Genomic DNA, 16,982 nt, shown 5'->3' with positions numbered 1-16,982 from the left:
CCGTGGGTAGCGTAGGGGGCGCCTTGGTGCGCCCCCGCTTCCTGCTCGCCATCCTCATGGTGCCGGCCCTCCTGGCGGCCGGCATCTTCCTCGGAGGCCACCCCGACGCGCTGCCCGGCTTCGTGCGCGACGGGCTCGTCGGCGACAAGGACACGCGGGTGGTCAAGGAGGCGATCGACACCGTCGCCGAGCGCTACTACCGCGGCCTCGGCGACGAGGAGCTCGCCGACCGCGCGATCGCCGGGATGGTCGAGTCGCTGGACGACCCGTTCAGCTCGTACTTCGACCCGAAGGAGTACGCGCGCTTCGAGCAGGCGCAGAGCAGCGAGTTCTCCGGCGTGGGCCTGACGGTGAGCGAGGACCCCGGCGGCCTGCGCGTCGTCGACGTCTTCGACGACTCGCCCGCCAAGCGCGCCGGCATCGCCTCGGGCGACGTCATCGTCGCGGCCGGGGGCAAGCGCCTCAAGGGGCTCTCGCAGTCCCAGGCCGTGGCGCGCATCAAGGGCCCGGAGGGCACCGACGTGCGGCTGCGGATCAAGCCGCGCAAGGGCCGTGAGCGCGACGTGCGCGTCACGCGGGCGACGATCTCGGTCCCGGTGGTCGCCTCGCGGGTGCGCTCCTCGGGCGGCAAGCGCCTGGGCGTCGTGAAGCTCGCGCAGTTCACCAGCGGCGCGCACGCCGAGGTCAACGCGGCGATCCGCAAGCTCGAGGCCCGCAAGGTGGAGGGCCTCGTGCTCGACCTGCGCGGCAACGGCGGCGGCCTGGTGAGCGAGGCCCAGCTCATCGCGAGCGCGTTCCTCAAGGGCGGCGCGATCGTCACGACCAAGGGCCGGTCGCTGCCGTCGCGCACGCTCAAGGCGACTGGGGACCCGATCGCCGGGGACCTGCCCATGGTCGTGCTCGTCGACCGTGACAGCGCCTCGGCCTCCGAGATCGTCGCCGGCGCCCTGCAGGACCGCAAGCGCGCCGCGCTCGTGGGCACCCGCACCTACGGCAAGGGCGTCTTCCAGCAGGTGATCGAGCTCTCCAACGGCGGAGCGCTCGACATCACCGCCGGGCAGTACTTCACCCCGGCGGGCCGCAACCTCGGCGGCAAGGGCACCGCGCAGGGCCGCGGCCTCGCGCCTGACGTCAGCGCCCGCGACGACCGCGACACCCCGGACGTCGACGAGGGCCTGGACCGCGCGCTCGAGGTCCTCGCCGAGCGCGCGGCGTGAGGGACCGCGGCGCCGAGCGCAGCGTCTTCGTCGGGCTGCTGGAGAAGCGCGGGCGCTTCCTGGTCGCCGAGCCGTTCTTCGAGCGGGGCTCGTCGCAGGCCGTCGACGCCAACCGCGACGCGCGGCCGGGCCGGCTCGCGCTCATCGGCCCGGGCAAGGGCGGGCGGCGCTCGAAGGTACTGCGGCTGCTCGGCCGGCCCGACGTCGCGCGCGACGCGCTCGAGGCGCTCATGGTCGACCGCGGGCTGGCGCGGCGCTTCGGCCCCGGGATCGAGCGGGCGGCGGCCGAGGCGGTCGCGCGCGTCGAGGCCGAGGACCCGGCGCCGGCGCGACGGGACCTGCGCGACCTGGCGACGTTCACCATCGACCCGGCGACGGCGAAGGACTTCGACGACGCGATCTCTGCCGAGGCGCTCGACGGCGGCCGGGCGCGGGTGTGGGTCCACATCGCCGACGTCAGCGCGTACGTGCGTCCCGGCTCGCCCGTGGACCGCGAGGCCTACCGACGCGCGACGTCCGTGTACGTCCCGGCGCTCGTCGAGCCGATGCTCCCGGAGGTGCTCTCGAACGGCGCGTGCTCGCTCGTGCCCGGCCAGGAGCGCCGCGCGGTGACGGTCGAGCTGGAGCTCGACGGGCCCGACGTGGTGAAGGCGGCGTTCTACCGGTCGACCATCCGCTCCGACCAGCGGCTGGACTACGACCAGGTCGACCGGCTCTTCGCCGGCGAGGAGCCGTGGGAGGAGCCGTGGGCCACGCCGCTGCGGGTGGCGCGCGAGGTCTCCGCCGCGCTGCAGGCCGCGCGTGAGCGCGAGGGCGCGCTGGCCGTCGAGTCGGCCGAGCCGGAGTTCGCCTTCGACCGCCGCGGCCACGTGACGGGGTCCGAGGCCAGCGAGCAGACCGAGTCCCACCGGCTCATCGAGCACCTGATGATCGCCGCCAACGAGCAGGTCGCGCGGCTGCTGGCCGACCGCTCGGTCCCGGCGCTGCACCGCATCCACGAGAAGCCCGACCCGACGGCGGTCGAGCGCCTGCTGGACCAGCTCGCGTCGCTGGACCTGCCGACGCCGCCGGCGCCCGAGCACCTCAGCCCGCGCGAGGCGGTCGACGTCGTGGCGGCGGCCTCCCGGCTCGTGGACCAGCACGTGCGCCGCACGGGCCACGGCCGCACGGCGTTCACGTACCTCATCCTGCGGTCGCTGAAGCAGGCGCGCTACGCGTCCGACGCGACGACCGGCCACGCCGGGCTGCACCTCGACCGCTACTGCCACTTCACCTCGCCGATCCGCCGCTACCCCGATCTGCTCTGCCACCGCGCGCTGCTCAGCGCGGTCGGGGGCGGGGAGGAGGCGCCGCCCGCGGGCGCCATGGAGGAGGCCGGCGAGCACTGCAGCGCACGCGAGCGCGACGCGATGTCCATCGAGCGCCGGGCCGACGCGGTGGCGCGCTGCTTCCTGCTCGAGCGCGAGCTCTTCGAGGGCGGCGGGTTCGACCGGGTCTTCGACGGCGAGGTCACCGGCCTCATCGGCGCCGGGGCGTTCGTGTCGTTCGGCGAGGGCCACGAGGGGCTCGTCCCGGTGCGGCGGCTCGGCCGTGGCCAGTGGTGGGAGCTCAACGAGCAGGGGACGGTCCTCGAGGGCGACGACGGCGGGGCGATCCGCCTCGGCGACCCGCTGCGGGTGCGCGTCGAGCGCGTCGACGCGCCGCGCGGCCGGGTCGACCTCGTCCTGGCCGAGGAGACGCACGACGACGGCGACGCCCGGGCGGCGGGCGGCGGGGCCGCGGCGCGCCGGCGTCGCAGACCGCGCCAGTAACCTCGTCTGGCTGTGGCCAAGAAGGGCAAGAAGAAGGCCGCGCCGGGCGACGTCGCGACGAACCGCCAGGCCGGCTACCGGTTCGAGTTCCTCGACAAGCTCGAGTGCGGCCTCGTGCTCACAGGCACCGAGGTCAAGGCCCTGCGCACCGGCTCGGCCCAGATCAAGGACGGCTACGCGAACATCGAGCGCGGCGAGCTGTGGCTGCACAACGTCCACATCCCGCCCTACGGACCCGCCTCGCGCGACAACCACGACCCGGAACGCCCGCGCAAGCTGCTGGCCACCAAGCCCGAGATCGAGCGGCTCATGGGGCGCACCAAGGAGAAGGGGCTCACGCTCGTCCCGACGCGCCTCTACTTCAAGGGGCCGCGCGCGAAGGTCGAGATCGCCCTGGCCCGCGGCAAGGACCGCTTCGACAAGCGCGAGACGATCAAGGCACGCGAGCAGCAGCGCGACATGCAGCGCGCGCTGCGGGAGGCCAACCGCTAGACGCGCCTGCTAGGTGCCGGCGGCGGCCGCCAGCGCCTCGCGATCCACCCCGGCGTGCGCGAGCGCGCGCGGGACGCGGCCGCCCTCGGCCTCCAGCAGGCCGAGCAGGACGTGCTCGGGGCCCAGGCGCTTCGTGCGTTGGCGCGTCGCGGCCTTGAGGCTGCGCTCGAGCGCGACCTTCGCCGACGTGCCGGTCCTCGGGTGCTTGAGCGCGGGCCGGGGCTCGGGCAGCTCGGGCGGCGCGATCCCGACGGCGGCTAGGCTCCGCTCCTCCTCCGCGCGCAGCGCCTCGCGCACGCCCGCCTCGTCCAGACCCTGCGCCGCCAGCAGCTCCTGCGCGCGACCGCCGCTGCGGGTCGCCAGCGCGAGCAGCAGGTGCTCGGCCTCGGTCCTGGTCGCGCCCTCGCGCCGCGCCTCCTCCAGCGCGGTGAGCACCACGCCCTTGGCGTCCTTCGTGAACCGCTCGAACACGTCGTCGCCTCCTAGCGGCCGAGCCGCTTCGCGTGCTTCTTGTGGACGGCCTGGCGCGTGACGCCGAGCGCCTCCGCGACCTGCTGCCACGTCCACCCGTCGCGCAGGGCGCGCTCGACCTCGGCGTCCTCGAGGCGATCGGCCAGGCGGCGCAACGCCACCACGGCGGCGAGCCCGTCCTCGGGGGTCTCCGGGGTGGCGACGTCCTGCAGCATCGCGTCAACCGTAGTTGACGCGATGAGCGACTGTCAACCTCGGTTGCTCAGACGTCGTCGAAGTCGCGCTCGATGTGCGTCGCGTCCATGCCGAGCACGAGCAGCGCGATGAGCCCGAGGTAGACCGCGGCGACCAGCAGCCGGTTGCGCGGGGAGACGCGGTAGTACTCCGTGATCTGCGGGTCGCCGCTGCGCAGGTCCTTGAACCGGCGGTAGGTCTCCCAGATCCCGAGCAGCGTGAGCAGGACGATGATCGGGTTCGGGAACGTCAGCGTCAGCACGACCGCGCCGAACACGCCGACCAGCCACATCCACGGGGACATGGCCGCCGCGGCGCGCGCCCCGTCCAGGAAGCCCAGGGGCAGCAGGTTGAAGAGGTTCAGGAAGAAGCCCGTGAACGCGAGGGCCTTCCAGAAGTCCTCGTCGGTCGCGAAGCCGATGACCATGCAGACCGCGGCGCCGAGCGAGCCGAGGATCGGGCCGGCGAGGCCGACGCGCGCCTCCGCCACCGCGTCCTTGCCGAGGGACTTCGCCCAGATGAGGGCGCCCATGAACGGGATGAAGATCGGTGCGCTGGCCTTGATCCCCTCCCGGCGCAGCTGGAGCACATGGCCGTACTCGTGGACCAGGAGGAGCAGCACGAAGCCGACGGCGAACTTCCAGCCCCAGATCAGCGCGTAGGCGGCGACCGAGACGAGCATCGTCGCGGAGGTCGTCAGGAACTTCAGGCCCTTGACGGCGACGAACGCGACCTTCCCGAACTTCGCCACCAGGGCGACGACGAGGAAGAGCGGGCCGAGCGCGCGCTTGAGCGCGCTCTGCTCCGGCTCGGGCTGCTGCGACGCGGGCGGCGGAGCAGCCGGGGCCGGCGGGTCGGCGGCCGGCACGGGCGGCAGCCACTGCGGAGGGGGCGACGGGCGGTCCATCTGCCCCCTCCAGGGTAGCCCTGGGCTAGGCGCCCGCGCGCTCGCGCAGCACCTCGTCGGCCGCCGCCTCGGCCTGCTCGAGGCGCTGCTCGACGAGCTCGAGGCCGCTGGTCCAGAAGCCTGGGTCGGCGAGGTCGAGGCCGGCGATCGCCGCGAGGTCCTCCGGCGACTTCGAGCCGCCGGCGGACAGCAGCTCGACGTAGCGGTCGACGAACGGCTCGCCCTCGTCGGCGTAGCGCTGGTAGACCGACAGCGCGAGCAGCTGGCCGTAGGCGTAGGCGTAGACGTAGCCCGGGGTCCCGATGAAGTGCGGGACGTAGGACCACCACGTCCGGTAGCCGTCGGTCACCTCGACGGCGTCGCCCAGCAGCTCCTCCTGCGACTGGCCCCACAGCTCGCCGATGCGCTCGATGCTCAGCTCGCCCTGCTCGCGGCGCGCCGTGTGGGCGAGGTCCTCGAAGCGGTTCATGGCGACCTGGCGGAAGACCGTCGCGATCGCGTCCTCGATGTTCGACGCGAGCAGGCTGAGGCGCGACTCGGGCGTGTCGGCCTGGTCGAGCAGGCGGCGGAAGACCAGCGTCTCGCCGAACACCGAGGCAGTCTCTGCCAGCGTGAGCGGCGTGTGCTGCTCGAAGACGCCGCGCGGCTGGGCCAGGGCGGCGTGCAGGCCGTGGCCCAGCTCGTGGGCCAGCGTCAGCACGTCGCGGCGCTTGGAGGTGTAGTTCAGGAGGACGTACGGGTGGACCGAGGGCACCGTGTAGGCGCAGAACGCGCCACCGCGCTTGGCCGGGCGCACCGGCGCGTCGATCCACTGCTCGTCGAAGAACCGCTTGGCCGTCCCCGACAGCACGGGGGAGAAGGCGTCGAAGGAGTCCAGGACGATGTCGCGCGCCTCGTCCCAGCCGACCTCCTCGTCCTCGGCGGTCACCGCGGCCATGCGGTCGAAGTCCTTGAGGCGGTCGAGGCCGAGCAGCCGGGCCTTGAGGCGGTACCAGCGACGCGGCAGCTCGTACTGCGAGCGGACCGCCTCGACGAGCGCCTGGACCGACTCGTCGGAGGCCTCGTTGGAGAGGTTGCGGCTCGAGATCCACGTCGGGAACGCCCGCAGGCGGTCGTCGACGGCCTTGTCCTGCAGGAGCGTGTTGAAGATGAACGCGCGCACCCGCAGCCCCGGCTCGAGCGCGGTGGTCACGGCCTCCGCGGTCGAGGCGCGCACGTCGCGGTCGTTGGACATGAGCCGGCTGAGGGCGACGTCCAGCGGCGCGGGACCGTCGGCGTCCGGGAGGTCGACCTGGATGGCGCTCGTGACCTCGGAGAACAGGCGCGTCCACGCGTCGCGGCCGGTCTGGGACTTCTCGGCCAGGAGCTTCTCCTCGGCCTCGGAGAGCAGGTGCGGCCGGTAGCGGCGCGCGGTGCGCAGATGGTGGCGGGCCTTGTCGAGGCCCTCGGCCTGCAGGAGCTCGTCGGCGCGCGCATCGTCCAGCGCGGCCCACTCGAGCTCGAAGAACACCAGCGCGGTCTCGACGGCCGTCGCGCCCTCCTGGACGCGGGCCATGAGGGCGCCGTTGGCGGGGTCGGCGGTGTCGGTGCTGAAGCGCAGCGACGCGTAGGAGCCGGCCTTGCCGACGAGCTCGGAGATCGCGGCGAGCTCCTCGACGGCAGCGGCCAGCGCCGGTCCGTCGAAGTCCGCGACCTTGCCCTGGTGGGCGGCGGCGAAGGCCGAGGCACGCTCCTGCGCCTCGGCCAGGAGGCGGTCGCAGCCCGCCTCGCCCTCGCCGTCCACGAGCGGCTCGAGGTCCCAGGCGACGTCGTCCAGCGCGGTGCTCATGCACCGCAGCCTACGACCGGGACCTCGAGCCCGCGCGGTGGTCGACTAGGCGGCGCCGGTGTCGACCGTGATCTTGGCGACGCCGATCACCAGGCCGCCCTCGAGGGCGTCGGTGCCGAACGTCTGGTTCAGGAGGTCAGCGGCCTCCTGCTTGAGCTTCACGGTCGTGCCCTGGAGCACGGCCTTCGAGCCGTCGGCGTTCGTGCGCAGCGGCTCCAGCGTGCGGCCGTCGAGGAAGAACAGCGGCGCGCTCGGGGCGGCCTCCTCGCCGTCGACGGTCACCTTGCCGGTGAGGACCGACTTGCCGGGGTCGATGACGAAGTCCGTCAGCTCCACCTTCTTGCCCCCGCCCGTGAGGGACAGGCCGGAGCCGTCGTGGTCGATCTCGCCCTGGACGTAGGGGTTGACGGTGCCGGGCTTGTAGTAGGTGACGTTGCCGCCGGTGATGGGGAAGGACGCGACGCCCTTCTTGGAGATGGAGCCCTCGCCGACGGGCGCGGGCGTGAGCTTGAGGGTGCCGAGGGCCTCGACGAAGCCGGCGTCGAGCGTCACCTTGGTGGTGTCGCCGCCGGAGAGGTCGTCGACCTGCGCGGCCGGCTGGGGCGTGCTCTGCTGCTGGGTGGCGGCGGAGCCCGAGGAGCTCTCGGAGCTGTCGTCGTCGTCGCCGCAGGCGGCAGCGCCGAGGGCCAGCGCGGCCGCGGCGCCGATGGCCGTGATGGTCCGGGTGATGGTCATGGCTCGGTGTGCGCGGGCCGCTCGCCGGCGGATCAGAACGCGCCAGCACTGGCGCGCTGGCGCTCCCTGTCCGCGGCGCTCTGCGGCAGGTGGGGGTCGCTACAATGGGTCGCGCAGGACGAAGGACATCCCTGGGGACGACAGGCTTCGACGTGGTCGATTCCGCAGGGGTGGTTGCGAGCCGAGGTTGTCGGGAGGCCTCGTGAAACACCCGGCACAACCAATACGTGCGGACTCTCACGAGTACGCCCTCGCCGCTTAGTCATCACTGACTGAGTAGGTGAGGTCCCCGCCTCCGCCCGCCGACAGCGGGGGCCTGGGATCAACACGTCGGCTCACCCGGTGAGGCCCGCCCTCGCCGATCCGGGGACATCTTCAGGGGGCTGGTCCGAGGTGACCCTGCCAGTACGGCGACCCGAGGACGAGATCACAGAGTGCTGGCTACGCTCGTAGACGCTGCCCCGAGCGCGATCGCGGACGCGGGTTCGATTCCCGCCGTCTCCACCTCAGCTCACGAAGGCCCGCCGGTGACGGCGGGCCTTCGGCGTGTGTGGGACGCCGCGGGCGCGGCCGGTCAGGCGCCGTCGGCGTCGTCGCCCAGCGCGTCGGCGAGCCCGCCGCGGCCGGTCACGTCGAGCTTGCGGTAGCACCGCGAGAGGTGGGTCTCGACGGTCGCCATCGTCACGAACAGCGTCTGGGCGATCTCGCGGTTGCTCGCGCCACCGGCGGCGAGCCGAGCGACGCGCAGCTCGCTGGGGGTGAGCGCGTCGAGGCCGCTGATCGAGCGCCGTCGCGGCTTGGCGCCGCTGGCGCGCAGCTCGTCCTCGAGGCGGTCGGCGAGGACGTGGGCGCCACAGGCGTGCGCCTCGTCGAGCGCCACGACGAGGTGCTCGCGCGCGGCGCGCCGCTCGCCAGCGCGGCGCAGCGCGGCGCCGAGGTCCCCGCGCGCGCGAGCTCGGTCCAGCCGCCAGGGTCCGTCCTCGAGCAGCTTCGCCGCGCTCGCGAGCGCGCGGAGCCCCGCCTCACCGCCGGTCAGCAGCCCGTCGGCCCGCTGCGCCTGGGCGATCGTCCGCGCCGTGCCCCACCGCCGGGCCAGCTCGAGCTCCTCGTCGACGAGCGCCCGGGCACGCCCCTGGTCGTCGAGGGCGAGCGCCAGCACCGAGCGCCACGGCGGGATCGGCCGCGTCATCGACCACCGGGCGTGCCGGCGGCCGAGCTCCTCGAGGTCCGCGATGCCCTCGGCGGTCCGCCCCTGGGCAAGGCGCAGCACGCCGCGGCCGTGCAGGAGCGGGTTGAAGATCATGTGCTCGGGGACCGCGCCGACGAGACCGTGCTCGGCCGCCAGCGCGTCGGCCGCCGCGAAGCGTCCCGTCGCGGACGCGGTCTGCAGCCAGAGGCCGACCAGCGAGCGGGCCAGGTGCAGGCTGCCGCCGGCGGTCCAGAGCTCCATCGCCTGGCCGAAGTCGGCCTCGGCGGCGTCGAGGTCGCCGGTGTCCAGGGCGGCGGCGCCGCGGATCGCGAGGGCGACGGCGTGGCGCGAAGGTGAGCCGCGCCGGCGCGCCTCGGCCAGCAGGTCGGCGGTCAGCCGGCGCACGTCGTCGACGCGCCCGGCGTGCAGCAGCATCATCCCCTCGCCGATCGCCTCGACCGGCGCCGACCACGGCTCGAGCCCGAGGAGCGCCAGGCGCTCGCGGCTGAGCGCCGCGACCTCGTCGGCGCTCGTCCCGGGCGCGTCGGCCCGCGCGCGCAGGCGCACGAGCCGGGCGCCGAGGCCGTCGTCGTCCTCGAGGGTCGCGGCCAGCTCGCGGATCCGTGCGCCGGCGGTGTCGGCCGTGGCGAGGTCGTAGCGGCTCAGCAGCGCGAGGAACGCCTCGAGCGTGAGCCACTGCTCGCGCAGCTCCGGGCGGTCGCGGAGCTCCTGGACGGCCTCGCGCGCGGTGGCGACGCCGTCGGCGTGGCGGCCCGCGGCGTAGTCGGCCACCGCCACCTGCAGCGCGAGCTGCGCGCGCACCGCGGGGTCGTCCGTCGCACGGCGGGCGTCGCGCAGCAGCAGGCCGGCCCGGTCGTCGGAGGCGGCGAGCGCGGCGGCGCCCAGCTCGCGCAGCACCTCGGGCCGCCGGTGCGGGGGCGGGGGCTCGGCCAGCGCGCGCTCCAGCAGCCGCACCGCCTGCTCCGGGACGCCCTGGTCGGCGGCGTCGCGCGCGGCGGCGCGGAGGTGCTCGACGGCGGCGGCGTCCCCGCGTCCGCCGCCGGCGGCGACCAGGTGCGTGGCGACGCGTCCCGACGGCGCACCGCGGGCCGCGAGCAGCTCCGCGGCACGCGCGTGGAGCACGACGCGCTCGGGCGCGGTCTGCGAGGCCTCGAGGGCCGCGCGCACGAGCGGGTGGCGCAGGCGCATCGGCGCGGCGTCCTCGAGCAGCCCGGCCGCGACGAGCGCCGCGGCCGCCGTGGCGCCACGGGCCTCGTCGATCCCGGCGATCGCGCACACCAGCGGTAGGTCCTCGCCGCCGCCGGTGGCGGCGGCCGCCTGGGCCACGGCGCGGGCGTCGTCGCCGAGCCGTGCGACCCGCCGGGCGACCCAGGCGGCCACGCGCTCGGGCGCGGCCGCGCGCACGCGCGCGACGTTCCCGGCGTCGGGCGTCACGCCGGCCTCGACGAGGTCGGAGGCGAGGACCGACAGCAGGAAGGGGTTGCCGCCGGTCTGCTCCCAGCACGCCTCGGCGAAGGCCGGCGCGGGCGAGGTCCCCAGCGCCTCCTCGAGCAGCGTCGCGGCCGCCCAGGCCGAGAGCGGCCGCGGCGCCACCGTGTGCGCCTCCTCGAGCGCGACGAGCCCGTCGAGCGCCGGGTGCTCGGCGTCCTCGCCCGTGCGGATCGTCGCCGCCAGGAGCACGGGCAGACCGGCAAGCCGGCGGGCCGTGTAGGTCAACCAGCGCAGCGACGCCTCGTCGGCCCACTGGGCATCGTCGACGGTGACGAGCACCGGGCCGTCGGCGGTGCGCTCGGCCAGCTGCCAGAAGCGCCGGTCGAGGCTCGCGTGCAGGTCGTCCTGGGCGCCGGGCGCGGCGGTCTGTCCCGGCAGGAGCTGCGCCACGACCCCGAACGCGAGGTCGTGCTCGAGCTCGCTGGCCCGCGCGTGGAGGACAGACACCCCCTCGCCGGCGGCGCGCGCCGCGGCATGGGCGAGCAGGGCGGTCTTGCCGATGCCGGCGGCGCCCGTGACCAGGAGCACGCCGGGCACGCCGTCGCGCAGACGCCGCAGGAGCGCGTCGATGTGCTCGAGCGCGTCGGCGCGTTCGAGGAGCGGGCCCGGCACGGCGAGCGGTGGCCCGGAGCTCACGACGCCGCGAGTCTATGGGCCCTCCCGGCCGCCGATGGCGTCCGTGGGCGTGCGCACACTCGCGGACCGTTCGACGACGTGCGACGGACCGTCGCCGTTGCGCGTGCAACCATGCAGGCGTGCCCGCCGCCCACCTCCGCCTCATCAGCCTGCTCGTCGGCGCGACGTTCGTCGTGATCCTCAACGAGACGATCATGGGCGTCGCCCTGCCGCACCTGATGGACGACCTGGACATCCCGGCGACCACGGCGCAGTGGCTCACCACGGCCTTCCTGCTCACGATGGCCACGGTCATCCCGGTCACCGGCTACCTGCTCCAGCGCTTCCACACGCGGCAGATCTACATCGCGGCGATGGCGGCGTTCAGCACCGGCACGCTCATCGCGGCGCTGGCGCCGGGCTTCGAGGTCCTGCTCGTCGGGCGCATCGTCCAGGCGACGGGCACCGCGCTGATGATGCCGCTGCTCATGACGACGGTCATGACGCTCGTGCCCGAGGAGCGCCGCGGCCAGATGATGGGGACGATCACCATCGTCATCGCCGTCGCGCCGGCCATCGGCCCGACCATCTCGGGCCTCGTGCTCAGCGGGCTGAGCTGGCGCTGGATGTTCTGGATCGTCCTGCCGATCGCGCTGCTCGCGCTCGGCGTCGGCGCGCGCCTGGTGCGCAACGTCACCGAGCCGCACAAGCTGCCGATCGACGTGGTCTCCGTCGTCCTCGCGGCGATCGCCTTCAGCGGCGTGGTCTACGGCCTGAGCCTCATCGGCGAGGACGCGCGCGGCGACACGCCGGTCGCGCCGGTCGTCCCGATCGTCGTCGGGGCGGTGTTCCTCGTCCTGTTCGGCTGGCGCCAGGTCCGCCTCGGCGACCACCCGCTCATGGACATCCGGGTGTTCCGGCACCGGACGTTCGCGTTCGCGATCGGGCTGATCGGCGTGAGCATGATGTCGCTGTTCGGCGTGATCATCCTGCTGCCGCTGTTCATGCAGAACGCCCGGGACGCGTCGACGCTCACGACGGGCCTCGTCCTGCTGCCGGGCGGCCTGATGATGGGCCTCTTCTCGCCCTTCGTCGGGCGCTGGTACGACCAGTACGGCGCGCGGCCCCTCGTGGTGCCGTCCACGATCGTGCTCGGCGGCTCGCTGCTGTGGATGTCGACGATCGACCAGTCGACGTCCACCGCGGAGATCGTCGTCTGCTACGCCGTGCTCGGCGTCTCGCTGGCGCTCATGTTCACGCCCCTGATGTCCGCGGGCCTCGGCGCGCTGCCGATGAACCTGTACGCGCACGGCAGCGCCGTCTTCACGACGCTCCAGCAGGTCGCGGGCGCCGCGGGCACCGCGCTGTTCATCACGATCCTCACGCGCGGCGAGGTCTCCGCGGCCGACGACGGCCTCGACCCGGCGGGCGCGACGGCGGCCGGCTTCCAGGACGCGATCATCGTCTCCGCGGGCCTCTGCGTCCTGGCCTTCGCGCTGTCGCTGTTCCTGCGCAGCAAGCCGGCCCCGGCGCCGGGCATGGAGCCCGCGCCGGCGATGCACTAGTCCTCCGGGTCGTCGAACAGGTCGTCGTCCCAGCGGGCGCCGGCCTCGTCGCCGGCCCCCGGGAGGAGCTCGTCGTCGTCGCCCCAGTCGTCTGCGTCGTCGAAGGCGCCCGGCGTGCCGCCGGACTCGAGGTCGCGCTCCACGGACTCCATGGCGCGGATGGTCGCGCCGTCGCGGCCGCTCGCGTGACCGTCCGGTGAAGCGACCGATGCGACGGGGTCTGACCCCGAGCGTGCGACATGCCCTGGCACCGCTGCGACGGGGTCTGACCCCGTGCATGCGACATGCCCTGACACCGGTGCGACGGGGTCTGACCCCGTGCGTGTGACGTGCCCTGGCACCGGTGCGACGGGGTCTGACCCCGTGCGTGTGACGTGCCCTGGCACCGGTGCGACGGGGTCTGACCCCGAGCGTGCGACGTGCCCTGGCGCCGGTGCGACGGGGTCTGACCCCGAGCGTCAGCCGACGGAGACCAGGACGATGCCGCCGAAGGCGCAGGCGACGCCGGCGCGCTGGGGCGTGGTGAGGCGTTCGCCCAGCAGCGCGGCCGCCAGGGCGACGGTGACGAGCGGGTAGAGCGCGCTCAGGACCGAGACGACGCTGAGCAGGCCCTCGGTCGAGGCGACGGCGAAGCCCGCGTCGGCGGCGACGATCAGGGCGCCGATGGAGGCGACGGCCGGGAGGGCGGCGCGCTCGACGCGGACGCGCCGGCTCCGGCGCAGGGCGACCACCGCCGCGAGGCCGACGAGGACGAGCGTCGTGGCGCGGGTGCCGAGCAGCGCCCACGGGACGTCATGCTCGCTCGCGGCGTCGACGGCGACGAAGAACGCGCCGAAGCCCAACGCCGACAGCAGGCCCAGGACCACCGAGGTCCGCAACGCGCCGGCGCGCCGGCCCTCGTCCCCGGCGCCCTCGCCGGTCAGGACCGTCAGCGCGATGCCGGTCGCGGCGAGGACGACCCCGAGCGCCTGCAGCGCCGACGGCAGCTCGCCCAGCGCGATCGCCGCGCAGACGGGGACGACCGGCGCGGTCGCCGCGACGGGGGAGACGACGCTCATGCGACCGACGGCGAGCCCGCGGTAGAGCGCCGAGACGCCCAGCGCCTCGGCGACGCCCGCCGCCAGGACGAGCCAGACGAACTCGTCGCCCGGCGGCCCCTCGCCGTGGACCGCCACGGCGACCACCAGCAGCACCAGGCCGGCGGCCTGCGACACCAGCAGGACGCCGATCAGCGGTTGGGACCGGCTCTTGAGGCCGCCGATGAAGTCCGACAGCCCGTACGCCAGGCTCGCCGCGAGGGACAGGACGATCGCGAGCACGACGGGCGGCGCAGCGTACCCGCCGCCCCGTCCCGTTCACGTCCCGTGACCGTCCTGTGAACGGTTGGACGGGCGCGGTCTCGACGGACCAAGATGCCGCGCGATGCAGAGCCGAGCACGCCGCCTGACGCGGCGCGAGATCACCGCGGCCGGCGCCGGACTGGCGCTCGCGGCCGCCTCCGTCCCCGATGCCTGGGCCGACCGCCTGCTGCAGCGCACCCCGCGCGTGGGCCCCGGGCGCTTCCTCGACGGTGTGGCGTCCGGCGAGCCGTCCACCGACGCCGTGACGTTCTGGTCGCGCCTGAGCACCGAGCACCAGCGCTCGGGCGCGGAGCTCGTCGTCGCCAAGGACGAGGGCATGAGCCAGACCGTCGCGCGCGCCGTCGTCCCGACCACGCGCAGCGTCGACGGGTCGCTCAAGGTCCGGGTCGACGGCCTCGAGCCCGACACGCTCTACTGGTACCGCTGGCGCTCGGCCGACGGCACCTCCGACCTCGGGCGCACGAAGACCGCCAAGCCGGCCGACTCGCAGGAGCAGGTGCGCCTCGCGTACTCGTCCTGCCAGAACTGGCCGGAGGGCTTCTTCAACGGCCACGTCGACGCGGCGAAGCTCGAGCCGCTCGACCTCTACCTCTTCCTGGGCGACTACACCTACGAGTACGGCCCGACGGCCGGCTCGGTCGCCGGGCGCGACGACCCGGCGCCGTCGGTCGACCTCCAGACCTACCGGGACAAGCTGCGCCTCTACCGCAGCGACCCCGGCCTGCGCGAGCTGCACCGGCTGCACCCGATCGCCCACATCTGGGACGACCACGAGGTCGCCGACAACTACAGCGACAACGCGCCGCGGCCGAGCGACCTGCAGCGCGCCGCCGGCTACCAGGCGAGCTTCGAGTGGCTGCCCCGCGTGCCGCAGGGCGGCGAGCGCTACCGGCTCTATCGCTCCCTGCCGCTCGGCGGCCAGTGCGAGGTCTTCCTGCTCGACCAGCGCCAGTACCGCACGGGTGACGGCGACGGCCAGGCCCGCCAGCTGCTCGGCCGCCAGCAGATGGACTGGCTGAAGGACGCGCTGCGCAAGAGCACCGCACGCTGGAAGGTCATCGCCAACCAGGTCATGTTCGTGCCGCTCGGCGTCGGCGGCGCGGGCATCAACGACGACCAGTGGGACGGCTACCCCGCGGAGCAGGCCGAGCTCCGGGCGCTCCTGGGCGACGCCCCGATCTCGAACACGATGTTCGTGACGGGCGACATCCACACGTACTTCACCGCCGAGGTCCTGCGCCACGGGAGCTCGGGACCGCCGGTGGCGACGGAGTACGTCGGCGGGTCGATCTCCTCGACGGGCTTCCCAGCGCTCGCCGGCCTCGAGTCGACGGCGATCACCGCCGCCAACCCGTGGATCGCCTACACCAACGGCGCCGACCACGGCTACGCGAAGGTCGACCTCGGCACGGAGGCGGCGACGACGACCTACCGCGTCGGCCCGCTCGACACCCCCGGCGCCCCGCAGCGCGACCTCAAGGTCTACCGGCAGCCCGCCGGCACGAACCGCTTCGAGCAGGTCGGCGGGGAGAACAAGCCGGGCGAGCTGCCGCCGAACCCGGCGGCGCGCAGCCTGCGCAGCGACCGCGCCGCGACGCCGGAGCTCGCGGCGCGGCGGCGCAAGCACGAGCGGCTCGAGCGCGCGGCGCGCGAACGGACCGAGGCCAAGGCCCGAGCCGCCACCCGGCGCAAGAAGGCGAGGACGTCGTGATGCGCCTCGGGCTCGTGACGGCGGTCGCGCTGCTCGGCCTGGTGTGCGCGGCGCCGGCGAGCGCGGCGGCGCCGCCGAACGACGCGCCCGGTGGGGCGGTCGACGTCGCGCCGTTCGGTGCCGAGAACGGCCTGCCGCTCGAGCGCACCGGCCAGGCGGACCTGTCCGAGGCCGGGCCGGACGCGGGCGTGCCGCGCTGCCTGGGGCCCAGGTCCTTCGCGCGCACGGTGTGGTTCCGCGTACCGTCGGCCGATGCGCCGCAGCGCCTGCGGGTCGACGCTCTCACGCCGGCCGGCCAGGCGAACGAGGGTCCCGAGCTGGCGGTCTTCGTCCAGCCGGCGAGCGGGACGCAGACGCGCGAGCCGCAGGCGTGCGACGGGCCGGCGTCCCAGGGGGACGTCGGCACGCGCGACCCGGCCGCGGGCGTCGAGCTGCTCGTCCCGGCGGGGCGGACGGTGCTCGTGCAGGCCGGACGGCCCGAGGGCCAGACCGCCCAGGGCGTCCTGGTGACGGTCGCGACGACCGCGGTCGAGGGGCTCGCGGCGCCGCTGGGCGACCTGGGGACGTTGAAGGCGCCGCGCGTGGCGCTGGGACGCTCGTCGTCCGTGGCGCTCGGGGGCGCGCGGTTGACCGAGGAGGACCCGGCGCAGCCGTCCTGCGCGGCGGCGGGGTCGGTCTGGCGGCGGGTGACGGCGGCGCGGACCGGCACGCACGTCGTGGCTGCGCGCGGCCCGGGGGTCGCGACCGTCACGGCGTTCGCGGGGCGGCGACCGACCGGGGACGGCGCGCTGGCGTGCGGCGTGCGGGAGTCGGGGCAGACGGTCTCGGCGGCCTTCCGGGCGCGACGCGGGCAGGCGCTCTGGCTGCGGGTCGGCACCGACGCGACCGGCGCGACGCCGGGGGCGTCGCTGGCCGTCTCGGGACCGTGCGACGTCCAGCCGCTCACGCGGCCCGCGGCGCCGAAGGTCCGGGTGCTGTCGGTCCGCGGCCGGCGCGTGCGCGTCCGCGTCACGGGCGGCTGCGCGCGGTCGGTGCGGGTCGTGCTGCGGCGTGGCGGGCGCACCGTCGCGTCGTCGCCCGTGCGCGCGATCGTGACGCCGGGGACGCGGACGCTGGTCCTGCGCCGGTCGCCCGGCGCGGGGCGTCGGGTGTCCGTGCGCGTGACCGGCCGGGACGGCGCGCGCCGTACCCGGGCGCTGCGGGCGAGCCGGTCGATCACCGCACGCTGAGGTCCGCGGGGCGGGGGGACGGTCAGCCGGGGCCTGTCCCCTCCTTCGCGCGGCTTCGCGGCGTGCCGTGAGAAGGAGGGGTCTGACCCCTTCTTCTGAAAGGCC

At 74.9% G+C, this 16,982-nt stretch carries 14 protein-coding genes and 1 other RNA gene; 7 read left to right on the top strand and 8 right to left on the bottom strand.

Annotation, left to right across the window (positions count from 1 at the left end; translation table 11 throughout):
• The first annotated feature begins 26 nt into the window (after positions 1-26).
• Genes JUB12_RS08310 through smpB form a run of 3 tightly spaced genes read left to right on the top strand, consistent with a single transcriptional unit; the run spans position 27 to position 3,520 of the window.
• Positions 27-1,217, top strand: a complete 1,191-nt coding sequence (locus JUB12_RS08310; protein ID WP_205699147.1) for a S41 family peptidase — start codon at positions 27-29, stop codon at positions 1,215-1,217.
• Positions 1,214-3,028: a ribonuclease R family protein gene (locus JUB12_RS08305; RefSeq protein ID WP_241004463.1), complete on the top strand. Its 1,815-nt coding sequence runs from the start codon at positions 1,214-1,216 to the stop codon at positions 3,026-3,028. The genes JUB12_RS08310 and JUB12_RS08305 overlap by 4 nt, the downstream gene beginning before the upstream one ends.
• A 6-nt stretch (positions 3,029-3,034) precedes the next feature.
• On the top strand, positions 3,035-3,520 hold the full coding sequence (gene smpB, locus JUB12_RS08300; protein WP_371822323.1) for an SsrA-binding protein SmpB: 486 nt from the start codon (positions 3,035-3,037) through the stop codon (positions 3,518-3,520).
• Between the two features lie 9 nt (positions 3,521-3,529).
• Here smpB and JUB12_RS08295 read toward each other — a convergent pair whose 3' ends face one another.
• The 5 genes from JUB12_RS08295 to JUB12_RS08275 are packed head-to-tail and all read right to left on the bottom strand — an operon-like array spanning position 3,530 to position 7,695.
• On the bottom strand, positions 3,530-3,991 hold the full coding sequence (locus JUB12_RS08295) for a Clp protease N-terminal domain-containing protein (protein WP_205699145.1): 462 nt from the start codon (positions 3,989-3,991) through the stop codon (positions 3,530-3,532).
• 11 nt (positions 3,992-4,002) lie between these two features.
• Positions 4,003-4,206 carry a helix-turn-helix domain-containing protein gene (locus JUB12_RS08290; protein ID WP_205699144.1) on the bottom strand — a complete coding sequence of 68 codons (204 nt, stop codon included), beginning with the start codon at positions 4,204-4,206 and terminating at the stop codon, positions 4,003-4,005.
• 47 nt (positions 4,207-4,253) lie between these two features.
• Positions 4,254-5,132, bottom strand: coding sequence for a site-2 protease family protein (locus tag JUB12_RS08285; protein WP_205699143.1), 879 nt, complete (start codon positions 5,130-5,132; stop codon positions 4,254-4,256).
• Between the two features lie 25 nt (positions 5,133-5,157).
• Positions 5,158-6,960 carry a M3 family oligoendopeptidase gene (locus JUB12_RS08280; RefSeq protein ID WP_205699142.1) on the bottom strand — a complete coding sequence of 601 codons (1,803 nt, stop codon included), beginning with the start codon at positions 6,958-6,960 and terminating at the stop codon, positions 5,158-5,160.
• A 45-nt stretch (positions 6,961-7,005) separates the two neighbouring features.
• A complete protein-coding gene (locus JUB12_RS08275) occupies positions 7,006-7,695 on the bottom strand; it encodes a hypothetical protein (protein WP_205699141.1) in 690 nt (229 codons plus the stop codon).
• A 133-nt stretch (positions 7,696-7,828) separates the two neighbouring features.
• On the opposite strand from JUB12_RS08275, the gene ssrA reads away from it, so the two are divergent.
• Positions 7,829-8,202, top strand: a transfer-messenger RNA (tmRNA) gene (ssrA, locus tag JUB12_RS08270).
• A gap of 67 nt (positions 8,203-8,269) precedes the next feature.
• Here ssrA and JUB12_RS08265 read toward each other — a convergent pair.
• Positions 8,270-11,032, bottom strand: coding sequence for a LuxR family transcriptional regulator (locus tag JUB12_RS08265; protein ID WP_205699140.1), 2,763 nt, complete (start codon positions 11,030-11,032; stop codon positions 8,270-8,272).
• Positions 11,033-11,151: 119 nt separating this feature from the next.
• On the opposite strand from JUB12_RS08265, the gene JUB12_RS08260 reads away from it, so the two are divergent.
• Positions 11,152-12,576 carry a DHA2 family efflux MFS transporter permease subunit gene (locus JUB12_RS08260; RefSeq protein ID WP_205699139.1) on the top strand — a complete coding sequence of 475 codons (1,425 nt, stop codon included), beginning with the start codon at positions 11,152-11,154 and terminating at the stop codon, positions 12,574-12,576.
• On the opposite strand, the gene JUB12_RS08255 is transcribed toward JUB12_RS08260, so the two are convergent.
• Both JUB12_RS08255 and JUB12_RS08250 read right to left on the bottom strand, forming a co-directional pair.
• Entirely contained in the window at positions 12,573-12,728 is a 156-nt protein-coding gene (locus JUB12_RS08255; RefSeq protein WP_205699138.1) for a hypothetical protein, read from the bottom strand. The genes JUB12_RS08260 and JUB12_RS08255 overlap by 4 nt on opposite strands.
• A gap of 306 nt (positions 12,729-13,034) precedes the next feature.
• Entirely contained in the window at positions 13,035-13,895 is an 861-nt protein-coding gene (locus JUB12_RS08250) for a DMT family transporter (protein WP_205699137.1), read from the bottom strand.
• 103 nt (positions 13,896-13,998) lie between these two features.
• On the opposite strand from JUB12_RS08250, the gene JUB12_RS08245 reads away from it, so the two are divergent.
• Positions 13,999-15,648 (top strand): alkaline phosphatase, encoded by a 1,650-nt coding sequence (locus tag JUB12_RS08245; protein WP_205699136.1) that lies wholly within the window; start codon positions 13,999-14,001, stop codon positions 15,646-15,648.
• Positions 15,648-16,877 carry a hypothetical protein gene (locus JUB12_RS08240; protein ID WP_205699135.1) on the top strand — a complete coding sequence of 410 codons (1,230 nt, stop codon included), beginning with the start codon at positions 15,648-15,650 and terminating at the stop codon, positions 16,875-16,877. The genes JUB12_RS08245 and JUB12_RS08240 overlap by 1 nt, the downstream gene beginning before the upstream one ends.
• The last annotated feature ends 105 nt before the right edge of the window (positions 16,878-16,982 follow it).

The organism is Conexibacter sp. SYSU D00693 (assembly GCF_017084525.1).
Lineage (GTDB): Bacteria > Actinomycetota > Thermoleophilia > Solirubrobacterales > Solirubrobacteraceae > Baekduia.
This window is presented reverse-complemented; position numbering and strand designations above follow the sequence as displayed.

What these genes read in the sequence shown, in the direction of transcription:
- JUB12_RS08290 (WP_205699144.1), bottom strand. Translation starts at nt 4,206, where the DNA reads ATGCTGCAGGACGTCGCCACCCCGGAGACCCCCGAGGACGGGCTCGCC.
- JUB12_RS08285 (WP_205699143.1), bottom strand. Translation starts at nt 5,132, where the DNA reads ATGGACCGCCCGTCGCCCCCTCCGCAGTGGCTGCCGCCCGTGCCGGCC.
- JUB12_RS08280 (WP_205699142.1), bottom strand. Translation starts at nt 6,960, where the DNA reads ATGAGCACCGCGCTGGACGACGTCGCCTGGGACCTCGAGCCGCTCGTG.
- JUB12_RS08275 (WP_205699141.1), bottom strand. Translation starts at nt 7,695, where the DNA reads ATGACCATCACCCGGACCATCACGGCCATCGGCGCCGCGGCCGCGCTG.
- JUB12_RS08255 (WP_205699138.1), bottom strand. Translation starts at nt 12,728, where the DNA reads ATGGAGTCCGTGGAGCGCGACCTCGAGTCCGGCGGCACGCCGGGCGCC.
- JUB12_RS08245 (WP_205699136.1), top strand. Translation starts at nt 13,999, where the DNA reads ATGCAGAGCCGAGCACGCCGCCTGACGCGGCGCGAGATCACCGCGGCC.
- JUB12_RS08240 (WP_205699135.1), top strand. Translation starts at nt 15,648, where the DNA reads ATGCGCCTCGGGCTCGTGACGGCGGTCGCGCTGCTCGGCCTGGTGTGC.